This is a genomic window from Bradyrhizobium sp. USDA 3397 (genome assembly GCF_054060965.1).
This window is the reverse complement of sequence record NZ_JBSSDS010000001.1, coordinates 4939626-4957496: the sequence shown is the minus strand read 5'-3', so window position 1 is coordinate 4957496 and position 17871 is coordinate 4939626. Positions and strand designations below refer to the sequence as shown.

Annotated in this window: 18 protein-coding genes and 1 tRNA gene; 12 read left to right on the top strand and 7 right to left on the bottom strand. The window is 64.8% G+C overall.

The genetic code is table 11. From position 1 onward, the window contains the following. Positions 1-32 precede the first annotated feature (32 nt). Positions 33-1169, bottom strand: a complete 1137-nt coding sequence (queG, locus tag ACVWYQ_RS22870) for a tRNA epoxyqueuosine(34) reductase QueG (RefSeq protein ID WP_404544902.1) — start codon at positions 1167-1169, stop codon at positions 33-35. A gap of 120 nt (positions 1170-1289) precedes the next feature. Beyond that, a complete protein-coding gene (locus tag ACVWYQ_RS22865) occupies positions 1290-1982 on the bottom strand; it encodes a glutathione S-transferase family protein (protein ID WP_036024387.1) in 693 nt (230 codons plus the stop codon). A gap of 169 nt (positions 1983-2151) precedes the next feature. Between ACVWYQ_RS22865 and ACVWYQ_RS22860 the strand changes: the two genes are divergently transcribed. The 3 genes from ACVWYQ_RS22860 to ACVWYQ_RS22850 all read left to right on the top strand — a co-directional run bounded on the left by ACVWYQ_RS22860 (position 2152) and on the right by ACVWYQ_RS22850 (position 5291). Then, positions 2152-2958 (top strand): undecaprenyl-diphosphate phosphatase, encoded by an 807-nt coding sequence (locus ACVWYQ_RS22860; protein ID WP_404544900.1) that lies wholly within the window; start codon positions 2152-2154, stop codon positions 2956-2958. A gap of 263 nt (positions 2959-3221) precedes the next feature. After that, positions 3222-4547: an FAD-binding protein gene (locus ACVWYQ_RS22855; protein ID WP_404544897.1), complete on the top strand. Its 1326-nt coding sequence runs from the start codon at positions 3222-3224 to the stop codon at positions 4545-4547. Positions 4548-4550: 3 nt separating this feature from the next. Continuing rightward, positions 4551-5291 carry an SDR family oxidoreductase gene (locus tag ACVWYQ_RS22850; protein ID WP_404544895.1) on the top strand — a complete coding sequence of 247 codons (741 nt, stop codon included), beginning with the start codon at positions 4551-4553 and terminating at the stop codon, positions 5289-5291. Between the two features lie 170 nt (positions 5292-5461). Here the strand turns inward: ACVWYQ_RS22850 and ACVWYQ_RS22845 are convergent, their stop codons facing one another. After that, positions 5462-6427 carry a complex I NDUFA9 subunit family protein gene (locus ACVWYQ_RS22845; protein WP_404544893.1) on the bottom strand — a complete coding sequence of 322 codons (966 nt, stop codon included), beginning with the start codon at positions 6425-6427 and terminating at the stop codon, positions 5462-5464. A 151-nt stretch (positions 6428-6578) separates the two neighbouring features. On the opposite strand from ACVWYQ_RS22845, the gene ACVWYQ_RS22840 reads away from it, so the two are divergent. Then, positions 6579-6665: transfer RNA gene (locus ACVWYQ_RS22840), tRNA-Leu, on the top strand. A 158-nt stretch (positions 6666-6823) separates the two neighbouring features. On the opposite strand, the gene ACVWYQ_RS22835 is transcribed toward ACVWYQ_RS22840, so the two are convergent. The 4 genes from ACVWYQ_RS22835 to ACVWYQ_RS22820 all read right to left on the bottom strand — a co-directional run bounded on the left by ACVWYQ_RS22835 (position 6824) and on the right by ACVWYQ_RS22820 (position 9310). Next, the gene (locus ACVWYQ_RS22835; protein WP_404544890.1) at positions 6824-7414 is read right to left on the bottom strand and encodes a DUF1311 domain-containing protein; all 591 of its coding nucleotides are present in this window, start codon (positions 7412-7414) and stop codon (positions 6824-6826) included. After that, positions 7411-8676 carry an MFS transporter gene (locus ACVWYQ_RS22830; protein ID WP_404544888.1) on the bottom strand — a complete coding sequence of 422 codons (1266 nt, stop codon included), beginning with the start codon at positions 8674-8676 and terminating at the stop codon, positions 7411-7413. The genes ACVWYQ_RS22835 and ACVWYQ_RS22830 overlap by 4 nt, the downstream gene beginning before the upstream one ends. A gap of 80 nt (positions 8677-8756) precedes the next feature. After that, complete coding sequence (locus tag ACVWYQ_RS22825; protein WP_271543387.1) at positions 8757-9056, bottom strand: type II toxin-antitoxin system RelE/ParE family toxin; 300 nt, start codon at positions 9054-9056, stop codon at positions 8757-8759. Further along, positions 9053-9310, bottom strand: a complete 258-nt coding sequence (locus ACVWYQ_RS22820; protein ID WP_271543389.1) for a type II toxin-antitoxin system ParD family antitoxin — start codon at positions 9308-9310, stop codon at positions 9053-9055. The genes ACVWYQ_RS22825 and ACVWYQ_RS22820 overlap by 4 nt, the downstream gene beginning before the upstream one ends. A gap of 185 nt (positions 9311-9495) precedes the next feature. Between ACVWYQ_RS22820 and ACVWYQ_RS22815 the strand changes: the two genes are divergently transcribed. The 8 genes from ACVWYQ_RS22815 (at position 9496) to ptsN (ending at position 17668) form a co-directional block, all read left to right on the top strand. Further along, complete coding sequence (locus ACVWYQ_RS22815; RefSeq protein WP_404544884.1) at positions 9496-10806, top strand: UbiA family prenyltransferase; 1311 nt, start codon at positions 9496-9498, stop codon at positions 10804-10806. 207 nt (positions 10807-11013) lie between these two features. Further along, a complete protein-coding gene (locus ACVWYQ_RS22810) occupies positions 11014-11628 on the top strand; it encodes a ribonuclease D (RefSeq protein WP_271543393.1) in 615 nt (204 codons plus the stop codon). Between the two features lie 270 nt (positions 11629-11898). Further along, entirely contained in the window at positions 11899-12630 is a 732-nt protein-coding gene (gene lptC, locus ACVWYQ_RS22805) for an LPS export ABC transporter periplasmic protein LptC (protein WP_271543396.1), read from the top strand. A 5-nt stretch (positions 12631-12635) separates the two neighbouring features. Beyond that, positions 12636-13337, top strand: coding sequence for an LptA/OstA family protein (locus ACVWYQ_RS22800; RefSeq protein WP_271543398.1), 702 nt, complete (start codon positions 12636-12638; stop codon positions 13335-13337). A 223-nt stretch (positions 13338-13560) separates the two neighbouring features. Next, positions 13561-14562, top strand: coding sequence for an LPS export ABC transporter ATP-binding protein (lptB, locus tag ACVWYQ_RS22795; RefSeq protein WP_157287273.1), 1002 nt, complete (start codon positions 13561-13563; stop codon positions 14560-14562). 90 nt (positions 14563-14652) lie between these two features. Continuing rightward, positions 14653-16290, top strand: coding sequence for an RNA polymerase factor sigma-54 (gene rpoN / locus ACVWYQ_RS22790; protein WP_271543401.1), 1638 nt, complete (start codon positions 14653-14655; stop codon positions 16288-16290). Positions 16291-16371: 81 nt separating this feature from the next. Further along, the gene (gene hpf / locus ACVWYQ_RS22785) at positions 16372-16977 is read left to right on the top strand and encodes a ribosome hibernation-promoting factor, HPF/YfiA family (protein ID WP_404544881.1); all 606 of its coding nucleotides are present in this window, start codon (positions 16372-16374) and stop codon (positions 16975-16977) included. A 229-nt stretch (positions 16978-17206) separates the two neighbouring features. Next, positions 17207-17668 (top strand): PTS IIA-like nitrogen regulatory protein PtsN, encoded by a 462-nt coding sequence (gene ptsN / locus ACVWYQ_RS22780; RefSeq protein ID WP_008141251.1) that lies wholly within the window; start codon positions 17207-17209, stop codon positions 17666-17668. The last annotated feature ends 203 nt before the right edge of the window (positions 17669-17871 follow it).

Below are 17871 nucleotides of genomic sequence, written 5' to 3'. Positions count from 1 at the left end.
GCGAGATTGCGGGAATGGGCGGGGAAATCAAGTCAGGAGGCGGCCCGCCACTCCTCGCGCACGCTATTGTCCTGCTCGTTGCTCTCAGCGGCAGATCTCATCGCCTCAAACTCTTCGCGCGCCAGCAACTGCCCCAGCGCCCACACCGCCGCCCCGCGCACCAGTGGGCTTGCATCAACTAGCAATCGCCGCGCCTCGTCCGCCAGCGTCACCTCGCCCGAATTGCCGATCGCAATCAGCACATTCCGCACGAACCGGTCGCGCCCGATGCGCTTCACCGGCGACTTCGTGAACAGCGCACGGAATGCCGCGTCGTCCAGCCGTGCCAGCTCAGCGAGCGAAGGCGCGCGCAACTCGTCGCGCGCGGCGAGTTTTGCCTCACGTCCCTCTTGCGCAAACTTGTTCCAGGGGCAGGCGGCAAGGCAATCATCGCAGCCGTAGATGCGGTTGCCGATGCTCTTGCGAAACTCGTGCGGGATCGGGCCCTTGTTCTCGATGGTCAGATACGAGATGCAGCGCCGCGCATCCAGCTTGTAGGGCGCGGGGAACGCCGCGGTCGGGCAGATGTCGAGACAGGCCCGGCATGAGCCGCAATGATCGATCTCGGGTTCGTCGCGCGGCAGCTCCAGCGTGGTGTAGATCGCCCCGAGAAACAGCCACGAGCCGAACTCGCGCGAGACGAGGTTGGTGTGCTTGCCCTGCCAGCCCAGATGCGCGGCCTGCGCCAAGGGCTTCTCCATCACCGCCGCTGTGTCAACGAACACCTTCACCTCGCTCGGCGCGGTCGCGACCAGCCAGCGCGCCAGCGCCTTCAGCCGCTTCTTGATCAGGTCATGATAGTCGTCGCCTTGCGCATAGACCGAGATCGCCGCGCGCGTGCGCTGCTTCAGGACGGCAAGCGGATCGGAATCGGGACCGTAATTGACGCCGAGCATGATCACGCTGCGCACGTCGGCCCACAGCCCGCGCGGGTCGACGCGGCGCTCCGGCTGGTTCGCGAGCCAATCCATGTCGCCATGGCCGCCCGAGGCGATGAATTCGAGGAAGTGTTGTCCGGCTGCATCGATCGAGCCCGGCGCGGTGACGCCGATGCAGTCGAAGCCGAGCGCGTGCGCCTGCTCTTCGAGCGCGCTGCGCAACCGATCCGTGTCTGTGTCGATGTTGTTCATGCATCCACACTCGACGTCGTCATGGCCGGGCTTGTCCCGGCCATCCACGTTCTTGTGTAATCCTCACCGAGACAGGAAGCACGTGGATGCCCGGGACAAGCCCGGGCATGACGGCCCTCATCAGAAATCCAGGTCCACGTAGGTCCGCGAGGCCGGCACGCCGGCCAGCCATTCGCTGAGGAGCGGACGGAACGACGGGCGGGATTTCACCCGCGCGTACCACGCCTTTGCTGCGTCGTCCTCGCTCCATGGCACGTCGCCCAGATAGTCGATCGCCGAAAGATGCGCCGCGGCGGCGAGATCCGCGTAGGTGAGCCGGTCGCCGGCGAGGAAGTTGCGGGTCTGCGCCAGCCAGCCGATATAGGCCAGATGATAGCGCACATTGGCCTTCGCTGCGCGCATCACGTCGGCCGAAGGCGGCCCGCCGCCGTTCTCCTCGCTCATGAAGCGCTTGTAGATGCGCTCGGTGACGAGTGGATGCGAGACCTCCTCGAAGAATTTTTCGTTGAACCAGGCCATCAGCCGGCGCACCTCGACACGCTCGGCAAGCGTCTCCGGCATCAGGCGCTTGGGGCCCATCCCGGCGCCATAGGCCTCATCGACATATTCGGCGATGATGGCCGCGCCCGGAATCGGCGGCTGCTCGTCGTCCACCAGCACGGGCGTGGTGCCCGCTGCATTGAGCAGCAGAAACGCCTCGCGCCGCTCCCAGCTGCGCTCCTCGATCAGCTTCAGGTCAAGCCCGTATTCACCCGCGATCAGGCGAATGAAGCGCGAATGCGGACAGAACGGATGATGAAACAGCGTAAACATGAAGCCTTTGACTATGTGATGGTGCTTAAGAATCCATCAATGTTTGTGCGGCGCCACACTAGTCCTTCAAAACCTCGAAGCAAGGGCGTGATTTGGCATTTTGCGATTGCGGCATGGGGTCGAATAGGCGAGAAGAGCCCCGCTTTTCCAGCCGAAATGGACCGTAAATATGTCAGACGCAGTACGGGCAGTGATCCTCGGCATCATCGAGGGCGTGACCGAGTTCCTTCCCGTATCCTCGACCGGCCACCTCCTGATAGCCGAGCGCTTCTTTCATCTCGGCGAAGGCGCGTTCTGGGATTCGTTTACGGTTCTGATCCAGCTGGGCGCGATTCTCGCGATCGTGGGGCTGTACTTTCGCAAGCTGTGGGACGTCGTGATCGGCCTGTTCACGGGCGATGCCTATGCTCGCCGCTTCATGATCGGCGTGCTGGTCGCATTCCTGCCCGCTGTCATCGTCGGCCTCGTCGCCGGTAAGTACATCAAGCTCCTGCTGTTCAATCCGTGGGTCATCTGCTTCACACTGATCGTCGGCGGCGCCATCCTGCTCTGGGTCGACAAGCTCGAGCTCAAGCCGCGCGAGCATGATGCCACCAGATTTCCGCTCTTGATGTATCTCTATATCGGCATCGCGCAGTGCGTGGCCATGATCCCGGGCGTGTCGCGCTCCGGCGCCAGCATCGTCGCCGCGATGTTGCTCGGAGCCGACAAGCGCGCGGCGGCGGAATTCTCGTTCTTTCTGGCGATCCCCACCATGATCGGCGCGTTCGCCTACGACTTCTACAAGAGCCGCGCCGAGATGACGATGGACCACATCAACATCGTCGCGATCGGCTTCGTGGTGTCCTTTATCACCGCGATCATCGTGGTGAAGACGTTTTTGACCTATGTCACCCGGCACGGTTTCCTGCTGTTCGCCTGGTGGCGCGTCATCGTCGGCACCCTCGGCCTGATCGCGCTGGCGCTGGGACGGTAGACATCTCTGATCGGATAATGCTGACCGAGGTTCTCGGTTCACCTCTCCCGTAGGGAGAGGTCGGATCGCATCGCAAGATGCGGTCCGGGTGAGGGGTTACAGTCTCACTGAGGGCCGCGGCCCCTCACCCGGATTGCTGCGCAATCCGACCTCTCCCCGTCGGGGAGAGGTGGGCGGACAGCCCTGCCCTCAACGCAATATAAGCTTTTGATCGGTACTCAGTTTGCCATGCTGGGCGGCGCGCCCGGCGCAGGAGCTGAGCAATGACCCTCGTCAGCGGCTGGGGGCGCTTCCCGGTCGTCGATACCGAGATGCTGCGTCCGCGCGCGTTCGCGGCGGTTGCCGACGCCGTCGTGTCCGGCACCGTGGCGCGCGGCAATGGCCGTGCCTATGGCGATGCCGCGATCGGGGCCGTCAGGACCGTCGCGATGACGGGCTTCGACCGCATCAGGTGGTTCGATCCGGCGACCGGCCGAATCTGCCTCGAGGCCGGCGTGCTGCTCTCGGACCTGATCGAGACCTTCGGCCCGCGCGGCTTCCTGCCCTTCGTACTGCCCGGCACGCGTTTCGTGTCGATCGGCGGCGCCATCGCCGCCGACGTGCACGGCAAGAACCACCATTGCGAAGGCGGCTTCGGCCGCTATGTCGACAGCATCCTGCTGCGCACGGGCGAGGGCGAATTGATCGAAGCCTCGCGCGAGCAGAACTCCGACGCATTCTTTGCGACAATCGGCGGCATGGGCCTGACCGGGGTCATCCTCGAAGCGACCTTGCGGCTGCGCAAAGTCGAAACGGGATGGATCCGCGAGCGCGTGATCTCGGCATCCGATCTCGATGCCGCGATGCGCGCGCTCGATGCAGGCGATGCCGCAACCTATTCGGTGGCGTGGATCGATTGCGCCGCCCGCGGCAAGGATCTCGGCCGCTCGCTGATCTATCTCGGCGAGCACGCCGGCAAGGACGAGCTTCCTGCCGGCGCCGCGGCGTTTCCCGCCGGCAAGCATCCCGGTCTTGGCGTGCCCATCGATTTGCCCTCGATGACGCTGAACCGCTTTGGCATCCGCGCCTTCAACGAGCTGTACTACCGCATGGGCGCGCGCCGCGCCGGCGGCAGCCATGTGGTCTCGCTCTATCCCTATTTCTTTCCGCTCGACAGCATTGCCGACTGGAATCGCATCTACGGCAAGCGCGGCTTCCTGCAGCATCAATGCGTGATCCCGGAGAACGGCGCGCGCGACGTGCTCGGCGAGATTCTGGGGCGCGTCGCGCGGCGCGGCGATGCCTCCTTCCTCGCGGTGCTGAAGAAGCTCGGCCAGGGCGAGGGCATCCTGTCGTTTCCGCTGCCCGGCTACACGCTGGCGCTGGATTTCCCCGTGCGCGGCGACATCCTGAATTTTCTCGACGAGATCGACCGTCTCGTTGTCGCGGCCGGTGGCCGGCTCTATCTCGCCAAGGATGCGCGCCAGTCGCGCGAGACGCTCAAAGCCGGCTATCCCGCCCTGCCGCGCTTCAACGCGATCCGCAAAGCGCTCGACCCTGCCAGCAACATCCGCTCCAAGCTTTCACAACGTCTGTTCGATGAGGTCTAGGCCGTGACGTCGCGCAAGTCTGTACTGGTGCTGGGCGGCTCATCCGACATCGGCCGCGCCACGGCGCACGCCTTTGCCAATGCGGGATACGATGTGGCGCTCGCCGGCCGCGACGTCGCCGCGCTGGAGCCTGACGCCGCCGATCTTCGCGCGCGCTACAATGTCGAGGTCGGTGTTCACACATTCGACGTGCTCGACACCGCCTCGTTCGAGGGCTTCGTCGCCGGCCTGCCCGCGCTGCCCGATGTCGCCATCTCGATCGTCGGCCTGCTTGGTGTGCAAGAGAGCGCGCAGAGCGATCTCGCCCATGCCACCGCGATCATGCGCTCCAACTACGAGGGTCCGGCGCTGATTCTCGGCCTGTTCGCGGAAAAGTTTCTAGGTCGCGGCAGCGGCACGCTGGTCGGCGTGTCCTCGGTCGCCGGCGATCGCGGCCGCGCCTCCAACTATGTCTATGGCTCGGCCAAGGCCGGCTTCTCCGCCTTCCTGTCCGGCCTGCGCGCCCGCGCCAGCCGTGGCGGCGTCCACGTCGTCACGGTCAAGCCCGGCTTCGTCCGCACCAAGATGACGGAAGGCATGAAGCTGATCGGCCCGCTCACCATCGAAGCCCCCGTCGTCGGCGCTGCGATCCTTCGCGCCGTCGAGAACAAGAGCGACATCGTCTATGTCAGCGGCAAATGGCGCCTCGTGATGCTGATCATCAAGACGCTGCCGGAAGCGGTGTTCAAGAAGCTGAGGTTTTGAAAGTCGTGACGGGCGGATCCTCGCCCCAGCGGCGGTGCGCCCCCTCGCCCCGTTCGCCCCACCAGCTCGTCATGGCCGGGCTTGACCCGGCCATCCACGCGTATCCGAGACTGCAGCGAGACGTGGATGCCCGGGTCAAGCCCGGGCATGACGACGGATAGAGAGGCGCTTCACACACTCATCCGCTGGAACTGGCCCTGCGGGCGGAAGCGCCAGAGATATTGCGGGGCGATCGCCTCCAGCGAATCGGGCGTGATGCCGAGACCTTCCAGCGTCAGCCCGGCCGCCTTCGCCGCATCCGACACGATATTGTCGCGCTCGAGCAGCGTGACCTGGTCCGGCGTCAGCTTGAACGCGCCCGGCGCGAATTGCAGGAAGTTGGCCTGGAAGCGGGCGAGGCCGAACGTCAGCGGCACCAGCATGCGCTTGCGGTCGGTGATTTCGAGGATCGCCTCGATGATCTCGCGCATGGTCAGCACTTCCGGCCCACCGAGCTCGTAAGTGGCGCCCGCCTTGGCCTTGCCGTCGGCCGCATCCGCGATAGCACTGGCGACGTCGCCGACATAGACCGGCTGCATCTTCGTCTCGCCACCGATCAGTGGCAGCACCGGCGACATCCGGGCCAGCGCGGCAAAGCGGTTGGTGAACTGGTCCTCGGGGCCGAACATCACGGAGGGGCGGAAGATCGTGGCGGAGGGAACCGCGGCCAGGACCGCGGCTTCGCCGGCCGCCTTGGCCCTGGCATAGCGTGAGGGCGACTGCGCATCGGCCCCGATCGCCGAGACATGCACCAGCGCGCCACCTGCGGCGGCCGCCGCCTTGGCGACGGTCTCGGCGCCCCTGGCCTGGACGGCGTCAAAAGTCTGCTTGCCGCTCTCGGTGAGCACGCCGACCAGATTGATCACGACATGCGAATCACGCAGCGCCGCCTCGACCGAGGCCGGATAGCGCAGATTCGCCTGCACGGTGTGGATCTGCCCGACCCGGCCGAGCGGCTGGAGGTATCCGGCGAGTTCCGGCCGCCGCACCGCGACCCGGACCCGGTAATCCCGCTTGCACAGGGCCCGGACGACGCTGCGGCCCAAGAACCCCGATCCGCCGAAAACCGTGACCAGCGTGTCCAGATTCGATGCCATGGGAGCCGTTCCTGCGGAAAAGAGTGCGTCTTGTCAGGCTTGTATCGGGCCGGTTTGCGATGCGCAATCGGCATCCCGACCCCGGCCTCACGCATGAATTGACAACGGCGTCACCGAACCGTAGTAACCGCCTCCGTGCCCCAAACGGCATGCCCAGGTGGTGGAATTGGTAGACGCGCTGGCTTCAGGTGCCAGTGGCTTAACGGCCGTGAAGGTTCGAGTCCTTTCCTGGGCACCATCCCCTGCTCAAGCGATTGAAATCGCTCATCCGCAGGACATCGAGCTGCTGACCGGTCCACGACACCGAAGCACAGCGCTCATGGCGCGCCGAATAGCCGTCGTCGCCACGTCGGAAGATGCCGGCAAGGCTGGTGACCCGAGCCCCGCTAGGAGGCCTCAGTGCTCGTTGACCGCAGCGTCGAGCTTGATCAGGCTCAGCGAGCGGTTCGCGGTCTCGCGCAGGCGGCAGTAGCTCGCGCCGCCCCGGTACATGCCGGGGTCGACGTTGTCGAAGACCGCGCAGAGGCGATCACGCGACGCGGCGAAAACTTTCTGCGAGTCATTGACCGCCTTGATGGCGTCGGCGAACCCGCCGGCCTGAACCTTCTTCAGCGCCTCACTGGTTTTCTGCGTCCAGACGGCGAGTTCGCGCGCCGCGCAGGCCTTCCATCTGGCGACATCGTCGTTCGCGCCCTCTGCCGCCTTGATGCAGGGGTCGGCGACGAGCCCGACGCAGGCGCCGCCGAAACCGCCGGTTTTCTCCACCTTCTTCAGGCAGGCATCGATCACGGCAAGGTCGGCTGGCGCGGTGCTTTGGATGGTGTCTTGGGCGAAAGCCATCGATGCCAGCGGGAGGCCTGCGGCGAGGATCGCGGCGGCAAGTTTGACTTTCACTGGAGATCTCCGTTCGGCGCATCGATGCAAACCTTGGTCACCGAAGATCCGGCGTGGGTTCACCCGAATGTGGAGCAGGAGCCGCTCCCTCACACCACCTGCTTCCCCGTCCGCTCCGCCACCGCCCTCTGCACGAAATACATCATCACCAGCGTGACGATCGTCGTGGTCACGACGACGTAGCCGATCCGGTCGAAATGGAGCAGCGCGCCGTCCGCGCCTTGCGCGATGATCGCGCTGGCGAGCACCGAGCCGAGGCCGCCGGAGAGCTGCTGCAGCGAGGCGCTCACCGCGCTGAACGAGCCGCGCTGGCTCGCATCGGGAATCGCCGACATTAGCGCCTGCGACGGGATCATGCGCGAGAAGATGCCGACGAACATCAGCACGTTGACCAGAATCGCGGTCGCGAGCGAGACGTGGCCGAGATGGGTGTAGATCAGCACCATGAGGACGGTCATGGCGCAGCCGAACACGAAGGTCGGATATTTGCCGAACGCGTCGCTGGCGCGGCCGACCAGCGGTCCCGTGACGATGCTGAACAGGCCGGAAACGAGATAGATCGTCGGCAGATGCGTGATGTCGATGCCGAGATTGTGCACGGTGTAGGCGCTGGAGAACGGCATGAGCATGTAGCCGCCGGTCGCCAGCAGCGTCGTGACGGCGAAGGCGAGGGTGTAGCGCGGCTCACTGACCGTCGCGACCAGATGGCGGAACGGGTTTCTGTCCTGTTTCAGCTTCAGATGCGCGTCGACCGGCTCCATGGCGAAGGCGATGATGGCGATCGTCACGATCGACAGCACGACGATGGCGACGAAGCAGACATGCCAGCTCCAGTGATTGGCGAGAAACAGGCCGGCGGGAATGCCGAGCACCTGGCTGGCGGCGAACGCCGTCTGGATGATTCCCATCACGCGGCCGCGCATCTGCAACGAGAACAGGTCGGTGATGATGGCGAGCACGACCGCGCCGATCACGCCGCCGAATAATCCGGTCACGATCCGGCCGATCAGCAGCACATGGTAGTTCGGCGCCACCGCGCACAGCAGCGTGCCGAGCGTGAAGCCGACATAGAAGAACAGCAGGAGGCGCTTGCGATCGAAACGATCGGCAAAGCCGGCGGCGAGGATGCCCGATAGTCCCGCACTGAACGCGTAAGCCGATACGGCAACGCCGAACTGCCCCGCCGTGATGCCGAGCGCGGGCATCAGGATGGCGCCGAGCGGCGACATGATGATGAAATCGAGGATGATCGTGAACTGCGTCAGCGCCAGCAGCGCGATGAGGAGCGCCTGGTAGCGCGAAAATCCGCGCGGACGCTGGTCGTCGATCGGCGCAGCGGGCGTTGGTTCGGTCATCAGATCTCAGTCGCAGTGAGGGGCAAGACAGTGCGGGGTCGGCAATAGATGGGGTGCGGCGGGACGAATTGCAGTGGGCGCTAGTCCGCCGGGAAGAGCAGTGGCTCATAGTCTCGCGCGCCATGGAGGATATGGATCACCTCGATGGCGTCGCGACCGACACGATAGAAAATCAGATAGTTCCCGAATGGGCGCCGGCGAATGCCTTTCTGCTCATAGCGCGGCACCAAGGGGTAGCCGCGCGGTGCATCGGCGAGTGTTTCGCACTTCTCCCGCAGTCCACGGATGAGCGTGAGTGCGCTTTGCGGGCTTTGCGCGGCAACGTATGATGCGATGTCTTCGAGGTCGGCCTCGGCTTCCGCGGTGAGGACGACGATCACGTGCGATCGGCCTTATCGGCCAATCTCGCTTCGAGCCGGTCAAAAACGTCTGACATCGGCTTGGTCCGTCCCGCGTCCGCATCGTCGAGCCCGCGCGCGATCGCGGCATCCAACGCAGCGAGCCGCGCCTCGCGCTCCTGAATGAGCCGCACGCCCTCTCTGAGCACCTCGCTCTTGGAGTGATAGCGTCCCGACGCGACGAGCTTTGTTATAAAGCTTTCAAGGGCTTCGCCGAGGTCTGCACTTACCGCCATACCGCGCCTCTCCGACGACTCATGCTTTAATAACTATTATTGAACCCTCCGCGTATCAAGCGGTGTCCTGCCCCCGCCGCCCCTGATTAAGCCGCCTTTAGTGAATGTTCCCATAGGGTTGGCGACCCATTTCCTGCTCCCCGGCCGAATGCCGGTCATGTCGCGGCAAGTCAGAGCGTTTTTCGATGGAGCAGCGTGCCCCGCAGTATGATCCTGGCGTGTCCGAGCCGTCGGCGCCCCGGACCCTCGTCATCGACCTCGAAGGCGCGCTGCTGCATTCCGAGCTGCTGATGGAGGCGCTGTTCTCCAGCCCCGGCCGCATGCTGGCGCGCTTCGGCGCGGGCGGACGGGCGGGCATGGCGGCGCTCACGGCGATCCTGGCGCGAGCCGAGATCGATTACGCCCATCTGCCCTATGATTCCGATGTGATGAACCGGGCGCTGGCGGCACGGGCGCGCGGCGAGAAGATCTATCTCGTCGCGGATCGGCTCGCGGCTCATGCCGCGGCGATCGCGGCGCATCTCGGCTTCGATGGCGTCGTTACGACGGCCGATCTTGCGGCGGGCAGCGTCCCGTTCGATCGTGCCTCCATCGCGCGCATCGAAAATCGCGAGGTCCGCAGAGCCGGCCTCGCCACCTGGGTGAAGGCGCTGCGCGTTCATCAATACGCCAAGAACACGCTGGTGTTCGTGCCCGCGCTCACGGCGCATCAGCTGAACCTTTCGACGCTCGGCCACGCGCTGCTCGCATTCCTGGCGTTCTCGGCCTGCGCCTCGGGCGCCTATCTGATGAACGATCTGCTCGATCTCGCCGCCGACCGGCAGCATCCGACCAAGCGCCACCGCGCGCTCGCGGCCGGCGATTTGCCGATCTCGTCAGCGCTGTCGGCGATCCCTGCGTTGTGGTTGTTCGCGCTTGCCGCCAGCCTCTGCATCTCGCCGCTGTTTCTCGGCGTGCTCGGCCTCTATCTCGTCACCACGATCGCCTATTCGCTCGCGCTCAAGCGCAAGATGCTGGTCGACATCGTCACGCTCGCCGGCCTCTACACGCTTCGCATCGTCGCCGGCGCTGTCGGCGTCGGCGTGGTGCTGTCGGAATGGCTGTTGATCTTCTCGCTGTTCGTGTTCACCTCGCTCGCCCTGATCAAGCGCTTCAGCGAGCTCAGCATGCGCGAGAGCGTGGGCCTCGCCGATCCCTCGAACCGCGACTATCGCGTCACCGACCTTAACGTCATCGCCGCGATGGCGGCGGCAAGCGCCATGAACGCGGTGACCGTGTTCTCGCTCTACGTCTCGTCCTCGGCGGTGACGCCGCTCTACAGCCGCCCCTGGATGCTGTGGCTGCTCACGCCGCTGCTGCTGTACTGGTTCGGCCGTGCGCTGATGATGGCGCATCGCCGCGAGATGCCGGACGATCCGATCCTGTACGCGTTCCGGGACGGCCCCAGCCGCACCGCAGTCGCGGCGATGATCTGCATCATGCTCGCTGCGATCTGACCGGCCGTAAGGTCACGGCCGCTTGCGTGACCTGTTGCGACTGGCTACATCGCGATCCATTCGACTAAAGCGCGATGCGATTAAGATGAATCGTCATCGCGCTTTAGGTTATTGATTGAGCATGATCTTTTCGGAAAACCGCTGCACACTTTTCCGGATCATGCTCTAGCCTATGATATCGACGCACCGATTCGACCCGAGGGTTTCATGACCGTACGCCTGCACCGCGGCGACCTGCCCGACCTGTCCCGCTACACCGGAGCGGTGGCGATCGACACCGAGACCATGGGGCTGAACCCGCACCGCGACCGTCTCTGTGTGGTGCAGCTCTCGCCCGGCGACGGCAGCGCCGACGTGGTGCAGATCCCCAAGGGCCACACCGACGCGCCGAACCTGAAGGCGCTGCTCGCCAATCCGGCGGTCACGAAGATCTTCCACTTCGCGCGGTTCGATATCGCGGTGCTGTACCAGACCTTCGGCGTCATGACCGGGCCGATTTATTGCACCAAGATTGCGTCCCGCCTGACCCGCACCTACACCGACCGCCACGGCCTCAAGGACCTCGTCCGCGAGGTGCTCAACATCGACCTCTCCAAGCAGCAGCAGTCCAGCGACTGGGGTTCCGACAGCCTGAGCGAGCCGCAGCTCGCCTACGCCGCCTCCGACGTGCTGCATCTGCATGCCTTGCGCGAGCGGCTGGACGCCATGCTGGTGCGGGAAGGCCGCAGCCAGCTGGCGCAGGCCTGTTTCGACTTCCTGCCGACCCGCGCCCTGCTGGACCTCCAGGGCTGGGCGGAGGAGGACATTTTCGCGCACTCCTGAGGTGCTTTAACCTCTCCCGCCTGCGGGAGAGGTCGCGCCGAAGGCGCGGGTGAGGGTTCTCTCCTCCAGGAGACTGTCCCATTGCGGTGACACCCTCTCCCCGGCCCTCTCCCGCAAGCGGGAGAGGGAGAGACGACCGCCCCGTTTCGGACACTTTCGTAACGGCCTGTCGCCGGCTGCATATTTCGGCGGCGCCGGATAGAATGGGGTGCGCCCCCTCGACCGGACAAGGCGAGCGATACGTCAGGAGACAGGTAAGCAGGAACCCCGGTGAATTCGGCCCAGAACCCCACCTACGACGCCGCGCTTGCGGCGAAGTTTGCCAGCGCGGCGCGCCACAGCCGCCTGGTGCGGATTCTGCGCATCGCGGTCCCGGGTGCTGTAGTGCTGTCCATGGCTATCATCATCGGCGTCTCGATCTTCAATCCGTTCCGCATGCTGATGCCGAAGCTGCCGCTCGACTCCGGAAATCTAGTGGTGTCGGGCACCAAGATCACGATGGAATCGCCGCACCTCGCCGGATACACGCCGGACCAGCGGCCCTACGAGCTCTGGGCCAAGACCGCGACTCAGGACATCACCGATCCCGATCACGTCGATCTCAATGACCTGCGAGCGAAAGTGCTGATGGAGGATAAGTCGACCCTATTCCTCGATGCCCGCACCGGCCGTTTCGACAACAAGCAGCAGCAGCTCGATCTGCGCAAGGATATCTTGCTGCGCACCTCGACCGGCTACGAGGCCCGGCTGAACTCGGCCTTCGTCGACATGGGCAAGGGCACGGTCTCCTCGGACGAGCGCGTCGACGTCAAGCTGACCAACGGCACGCTGAGTGCGGATCGCCTGCGAATTACCGAAGGCGGCGAAGTCATCCGCTTCGAGGGCAATGTGGTGATGCACCTCGACAAGCTCGACGAGCCCGCCGCGACGCAGCCTGCACCACCCGAGGCGGCGCCGACGAAGACACGCACGCCTCAGAACAAGTCTGCCAATTCGAAGTGATTTTCATGATGACCTGTTTTCCGCGTGACGTTTTTGTCAGCAAGGCCGCGCTCGCTATCGGCCTGGCGCTGCTCGTCACGGGTGCGGCCCTTGCTCAGAGCACGATGCAGGGTGTGCCCAATGCGATGCAGGGCTTTTCGCAGAACCGCGATCAGCCGATCCAGATCGAAGCCGCCTCGCTCGAGATGCGCGACAAGAAGAAGGAGGCGACCTTCGCCGGCAATGTGAAGGTCGTGCAGGGCGACACCACCATGACCTCGAAGACGCTGGTGGTGTTCTACGAGTCCGGCGGCGACAAGCCGGCCGCGCCGCAGCCCGCGGCGAAAGGCGCGAAATCGGCGCCGATGCAGTCGGCGCAGCCCGGTCCGGGCGGCAGCTCCTCGATCAAGCGGCTGGAGGCGCGCGGCAACGTCGTGGTCACCCAGAAGGACCAGGTGGTGACGGGCGAGACCGCCGTGTTCGACACCAAGACCAACCTCATCACCATGCTCGGCGGCTCGGGCCAGGTGGTCCTGACGCAGTGTAAGAACGTGCTGCGCGGTGATCGCTTGATGGTCGACATGACCACCGGCGTGTCCCGCGTGGAATCCGACAACGGGCGGGTGCAGGCGCTGCTGCCGCAGGGCGGCAGCAATGATTGCAGCCAGGGCGCCAAACCCGGCGCGGCGCCGCCCTTGCAATTGCCCGGCGCAAGTAAACAAAAATGAATTCAACAACTTGGATCGGGTGCTCCCGATCCGAGGTTGAAGCTTGGCGAGCGAGCCTGTATCTAGCGCGCAGGGCTTTCGAAGCGGGGTCCGCCGCTTTTCGGGCGTGTTTCACTGGGCATGAGACATTCCTTCACCCATGCTGCGTCGGCCAATCGCTCAGGCTGGCGCGACAGATCGCGCGGATTTCGCGCAAGACGACGCCAAAGGCTAAAAGGCGGGGATGGTCGATCTCTTCAGCATGTTCCGTCGGCGCCCCGCCAAGCGCGGCCGGCCAGGATTTGCGCGTCAGGACATCACTGCGCTCGGGGACAGCGTCGGCGGCCTCGTGCCCAGTCCTGTCAGGGACACGCCGATTGCCCGCGACCAGCCCCGCGGGCCCGACCAGTTCCAAGGTGACTACACGGGCGACTATCCGGCCGAGCCGCGTCCGCAGGCGGTTCATCCCGTCCGAACGGCCGCCAGGTCCAACGGTGCCGGCGCGCCGCAGCTGCTGAAGCGGCCCGGATTCCTGGCTGTGCATAGTGTGGAAAAGGCCTTCGGCAGCCGGCAAGTGGTGCGCGGCGTCAGCATCTATGTGCGCCGCGGCGAGGCCGTCGGCCTGCTCGGCCCGAACGGCGCCGGCAAGACCACCGTGTTCTACATGATCACCGGCCTGATCAAGGCCGATCGCGGCGCGATCGAGCTCGACGGCCACGACGTCACCAAGCTGCCGATGTATCAGCGCGCGCGGCTCGGCATCGGTTATCTGCCGCAGGAAGCCTCGATCTTCCGCGGCCTCACCGTCGAGCAGAACATCCGCGCCGTGCTCGAAGTGGTCGAGCCCTCGCGCAAGAAGCGCGAGCAGCAGCTCGACTCCCTGCTCGACGAGTTCAACATCACGCGCTTACGGAAATCACCGTCGATCGCGCTGTCCGGCGGTGAGCGCCGCCGCGTCGAGATCGCACGCGCGCTGGCGACGCGGCCGAATTACATGCTGCTCGACGAGCCCTTCGCCGGCATCGACCCGATCGCGGTCGGCGACATCCAGGATCTCGTCCGCCATCTCACCAACCGCGGCATCGGCGTGCTGATCACCGACCACAATGTCCGCGAGACGCTCGGCCTCACCGACCGTGCCTATATCGTCTATGCCGGGGAAATCTTGACGGAGGGAACTCCGGATGAGATCGTTGCCGATCCGGACGTGCGCCGCCTTTACCTTGGCGAGGAATTCCGCCTCTAGCCCTATTTTCCAATTCGTCAAGACGTGTACATCGGGCTGAGACTAGGATAAGCAAAAATCGGACCAACTTTTGGGATCGGTTCTTGCTTCATGGCGCTTACGCAGAGATTAGAGTTCCGGCAATCGCAGTCGCTGGTCATGACGCCGCAGCTGATGCAGGCAATCAAGCTGCTGCAATTGTCCAATCTCGATCTCACGACCTTCGTGGAAGAGGAGCTCGAGCGAAACCCGCTGCTGGAACGGGCCAGTGACGAGGCCCCCGCGGGCGAAGCTTCGGCCGAGGCCGGCAGTTACGGCGATTCCGGGGGCGGCCAAGATGACGGTCATGGCGATGGCCAGGGCGAGGACGGCTTCGGCGGTAGCGCGGAAGGCTTCGAGCCGGGCCAGGAAGAGTGGATGAGCAAGGATCTCGGCACCCGCGCCGAGATCGAGCAGACCCTGGACACCGGCCTGGACAACGTCTTCTCCGAGGAGCCGGCCGAGGCAGCCGCGCGCAACGCTCAGGATGCCGCGCCGACCACCTATACCGAATGGGGCGGCGGCGCCTCCGGTGACGAAGACTACAATCTCGAAGCTTTTGTCGCGGCCGAGACGACGTTGTCGGGCCATCTCGCCGAGCAGCTCTCGGTTGCCTTCACCGCGCCCGCGCAACGCATGATCGGCCAGTACCTGATCGACCTCGTCGACGAGGCCGGCTATCTGCCGCCCGATCTCGGCCAAGCCGCCGAGCGTCTCGGCGCATCGCAAGCCGAGGTCGAAAGCGTCCTCGCCGTGCTGCAAAAATTCGATCCGCCCGGGGTCTGCGCGCGTTCCTTAAGCGAATGCCTGGCGATCCAGCTGCGCGAGCTCGACCGCTACGACCCCGCGATGCAGGCGCTGGTCGAGCATCTCGATCTGCTCGCCAAGCGCGACATCGCGGCTCTTCGCAAGATCTGCGGCGTCGACGACGAGGACATCGCCGACATGATCGGCGAGATCCGCCGCCTCAATCCCAAGCCCGGCATGAAGTTCGGCTCGGCGCGCCTGCAGACCATGGTGCCCGACGTCTATGTCCGCCCGGGCCCCGACGGCGGCTGGCATGTCGAGCTCAACAGCGACACCTTGCCGCGCGTGCTGGTCAACCAGACCTATTATTCCGAGCTGTCGAAGAAGGTCGGCAAGGACGGCGACAAGTCCTATTTCACGGATGCGTTGCAGAACGCGACCTGGCTAGTGCGCGCGCTCGACCAGCGCGCCCGCACCATCCTGAAAGTGGCGACCGAGATCGTGCGCCAGCAGGACGGGTTCTTTACCCATGGCGTCGCGCATTTGCGCCCGCTCAATCTGAAGGCCGTCGCCGACGCCATCCAGATGCACGAATCCACGGTGTCACGTGTCACCGCCAACAAATACATGGCGACCAACCGCGGCACGTTCGAGCTGAAATATTTCTTCACGGCCTCGATCGCCTCGGCCGACGGGGGCGAAGCGCATTCGGCGGAAGCGGTGCGTCACCACATCAAGCAGCTGATCGATTCGGAGGAGCCCTCCGCGATTCTGTCGGACGACACCATCGTGGAACGCTTGCGCGCCTCGGGCATTGATATTGCCCGCCGCACGGTCGCGAAGTACCGCGAAGCCATGCGCATACCTTCCTCGGTGCAACGCCGCCGCGACAAGCAGAGCGCTCTTGGTAACGTCCTCTCTACCGCCTTGTCCGATCGCTCCCGCAATCCCGAACCGGCCTGATTGCGCTGGCGCCAAATCGCGCTACTCTCGATGCCCCATCGAGACCGATCCAAGCTGGGCACCAACCAAGCGAGGCATCACATGACTCTCAGAATCTCGGGAAAGAGCATCAGCGTCGGCGAGGCGCTGCGCGGCCGCGTTGCCGACCGTACCGACGAGGTGCTGCGCAAATATTTCGACGGCAATTATTCCGGCCACATCACGCTGAGCAAGGACGGCTTCGGCTTTCGCACCGATTGCGCCCTGCATCTCGATTCGGGAATCACGCTGGAAGCCGATTCGAACGCACCGGATGCCTATGCCAGTGCCGACCAGGCGCTGGTGATGATCGAGAAGCGGCTGCGGCGCTACAAGAACCGGCTCAAGGACCGCTCCGCGCGCAAGGCCCATGCCGCCTCCGAGGCGATGGCTGCGCTCGACGCCACCAGCTATGTGCTGGAAGCGCCCGGAGAGGGCGAAGAGGACGTCGCCGGCTACAGCCCCGTCATCATCGCGGAGCAAACCACGTCGCTGAAGCGGCTCTCGGTCAGCGAAGCCGTCATGGAACTCGACCTCAGCGGGGCACCCTGCCTGGTATTCCAGCATGGCTCGTCCGGTCGGGTGAACATCATTTACCGCAGGGCGGACGGCAATGTGGGCTGGATCGACCCGCCGGAAGCCAAGGTGGACGGCCAGGCCGGTGGCTAGGCCCGTCAGCCGGCGCCCGTACCATCCCGCCCTTAACAATGACGGGGGCAAAGCTGCACGCGGGAGTTGGCACCGGGATTGCGTTGGAGTAGAAGCCCCCCACATCTGGGCCTGGCGGGGTTTCGGGCTAAGTCCCCCTCCTGCTTCATGTTATGGACGCCGGCCGGGCTTGGTCTATCAAGCCGGCCAAATCGGAACCTGACGGTTTAATTCACCTCGGAAAGCTTCCATGCCGATTACCGATCTGGTCGCACCCGAGGCGATTCTCCCGGCATTGAAAGTCAACAGCAAGAAGCAGGCCTTGCAGGAGCTGGCGGCCAAGGCCGCTGAGCTGACCGGGCAGAACGAGCGCTCGGTGTTCGAGGTGCTGCTGCAGCGGGAGAAGCTCGGCACCACCGCGGTCGGCTATGGCGTCGCCATTCCGCACGGCAAGCTGCCCAAGCTGGAGAAGATCTTCGGCCTGTTCGCGCGGCTCGATCGTCCGATCGACTTCGAGGCGATGGACGGCCAGCCGGTCGATCTCGTCTTCCTGCTGCTGGCCCCCGAAGGCGCCGGCGCCGATCACCTCAAGGCGCTCGCCCGCATCGCCCGCCTGCTGCGCGACCAGGACATCGCCAAGAAGCTCCGCGCCTCGCGCGATGCGCAGGCGATCTATTCCGTGCTGGCGCTGCCGCCGGCAACGGCGGCGTAACCTTCCGTCCCTCTCGCCCGGCAAGGGTCCGATCGTCCCTTGCACCTGATTGTGAGGGCAGCGTCCCGTCATGCCACCTTGATCTCAAAGGTAGAAGGTAGGACAATCTTCCCGCTTGAGACGCACGGCACATTGGGCGGCGCCAACATCCGCTGAGAGCCGTTCGAAGCCGTGGACTGAGCGGACGTGACTGGGAATGGAAT

What these genes read in the sequence shown, in the direction of transcription:
- ACVWYQ_RS22830 (WP_404544888.1), bottom strand. Translation starts at nt 8,676, where the DNA reads ATGACCGAACCAACGCCCGCTGCGCCGATCGACGACCAGCGTCCGCGC.
- ACVWYQ_RS22820 (WP_271543389.1), bottom strand. Translation starts at nt 9,310, where the DNA reads ATGGCGGTAAGTGCAGACCTCGGCGAAGCCCTTGAAAGCTTTATAACA.
- ACVWYQ_RS22860 (WP_404544900.1), top strand. Translation starts at nt 2,152, where the DNA reads ATGTCAGACGCAGTACGGGCAGTGATCCTCGGCATCATCGAGGGCGTG.
- ACVWYQ_RS22800 (WP_271543398.1), top strand. Translation starts at nt 12,636, where the DNA reads ATGATGACCTGTTTTCCGCGTGACGTTTTTGTCAGCAAGGCCGCGCTC.
- rpoN (WP_271543401.1), top strand. Translation starts at nt 14,653, where the DNA reads ATGGCGCTTACGCAGAGATTAGAGTTCCGGCAATCGCAGTCGCTGGTC.
- ACVWYQ_RS22855 (WP_404544897.1), top strand. Translation starts at nt 3,222, where the DNA reads ATGACCCTCGTCAGCGGCTGGGGGCGCTTCCCGGTCGTCGATACCGAG.
- lptB (WP_157287273.1), top strand. Translation starts at nt 13,561, where the DNA reads ATGGTCGATCTCTTCAGCATGTTCCGTCGGCGCCCCGCCAAGCGCGGC.
- ACVWYQ_RS22810 (WP_271543393.1), top strand. Translation starts at nt 11,014, where the DNA reads ATGACCGTACGCCTGCACCGCGGCGACCTGCCCGACCTGTCCCGCTAC.
- ACVWYQ_RS22865 (WP_036024387.1), bottom strand. Translation starts at nt 1,982, where the DNA reads ATGTTTACGCTGTTTCATCATCCGTTCTGTCCGCATTCGCGCTTCATT.
- ptsN (WP_008141251.1), top strand. Translation starts at nt 17,207, where the DNA reads ATGCCGATTACCGATCTGGTCGCACCCGAGGCGATTCTCCCGGCATTG.
- hpf (WP_404544881.1), top strand. Translation starts at nt 16,372, where the DNA reads ATGACTCTCAGAATCTCGGGAAAGAGCATCAGCGTCGGCGAGGCGCTG.
- queG (WP_404544902.1), bottom strand. Translation starts at nt 1,169, where the DNA reads ATGAACAACATCGACACAGACACGGATCGGTTGCGCAGCGCGCTCGAA.
- ACVWYQ_RS22815 (WP_404544884.1), top strand. Translation starts at nt 9,496, where the DNA reads ATGGAGCAGCGTGCCCCGCAGTATGATCCTGGCGTGTCCGAGCCGTCG.
- ACVWYQ_RS22845 (WP_404544893.1), bottom strand. Translation starts at nt 6,427, where the DNA reads ATGGCATCGAATCTGGACACGCTGGTCACGGTTTTCGGCGGATCGGGG.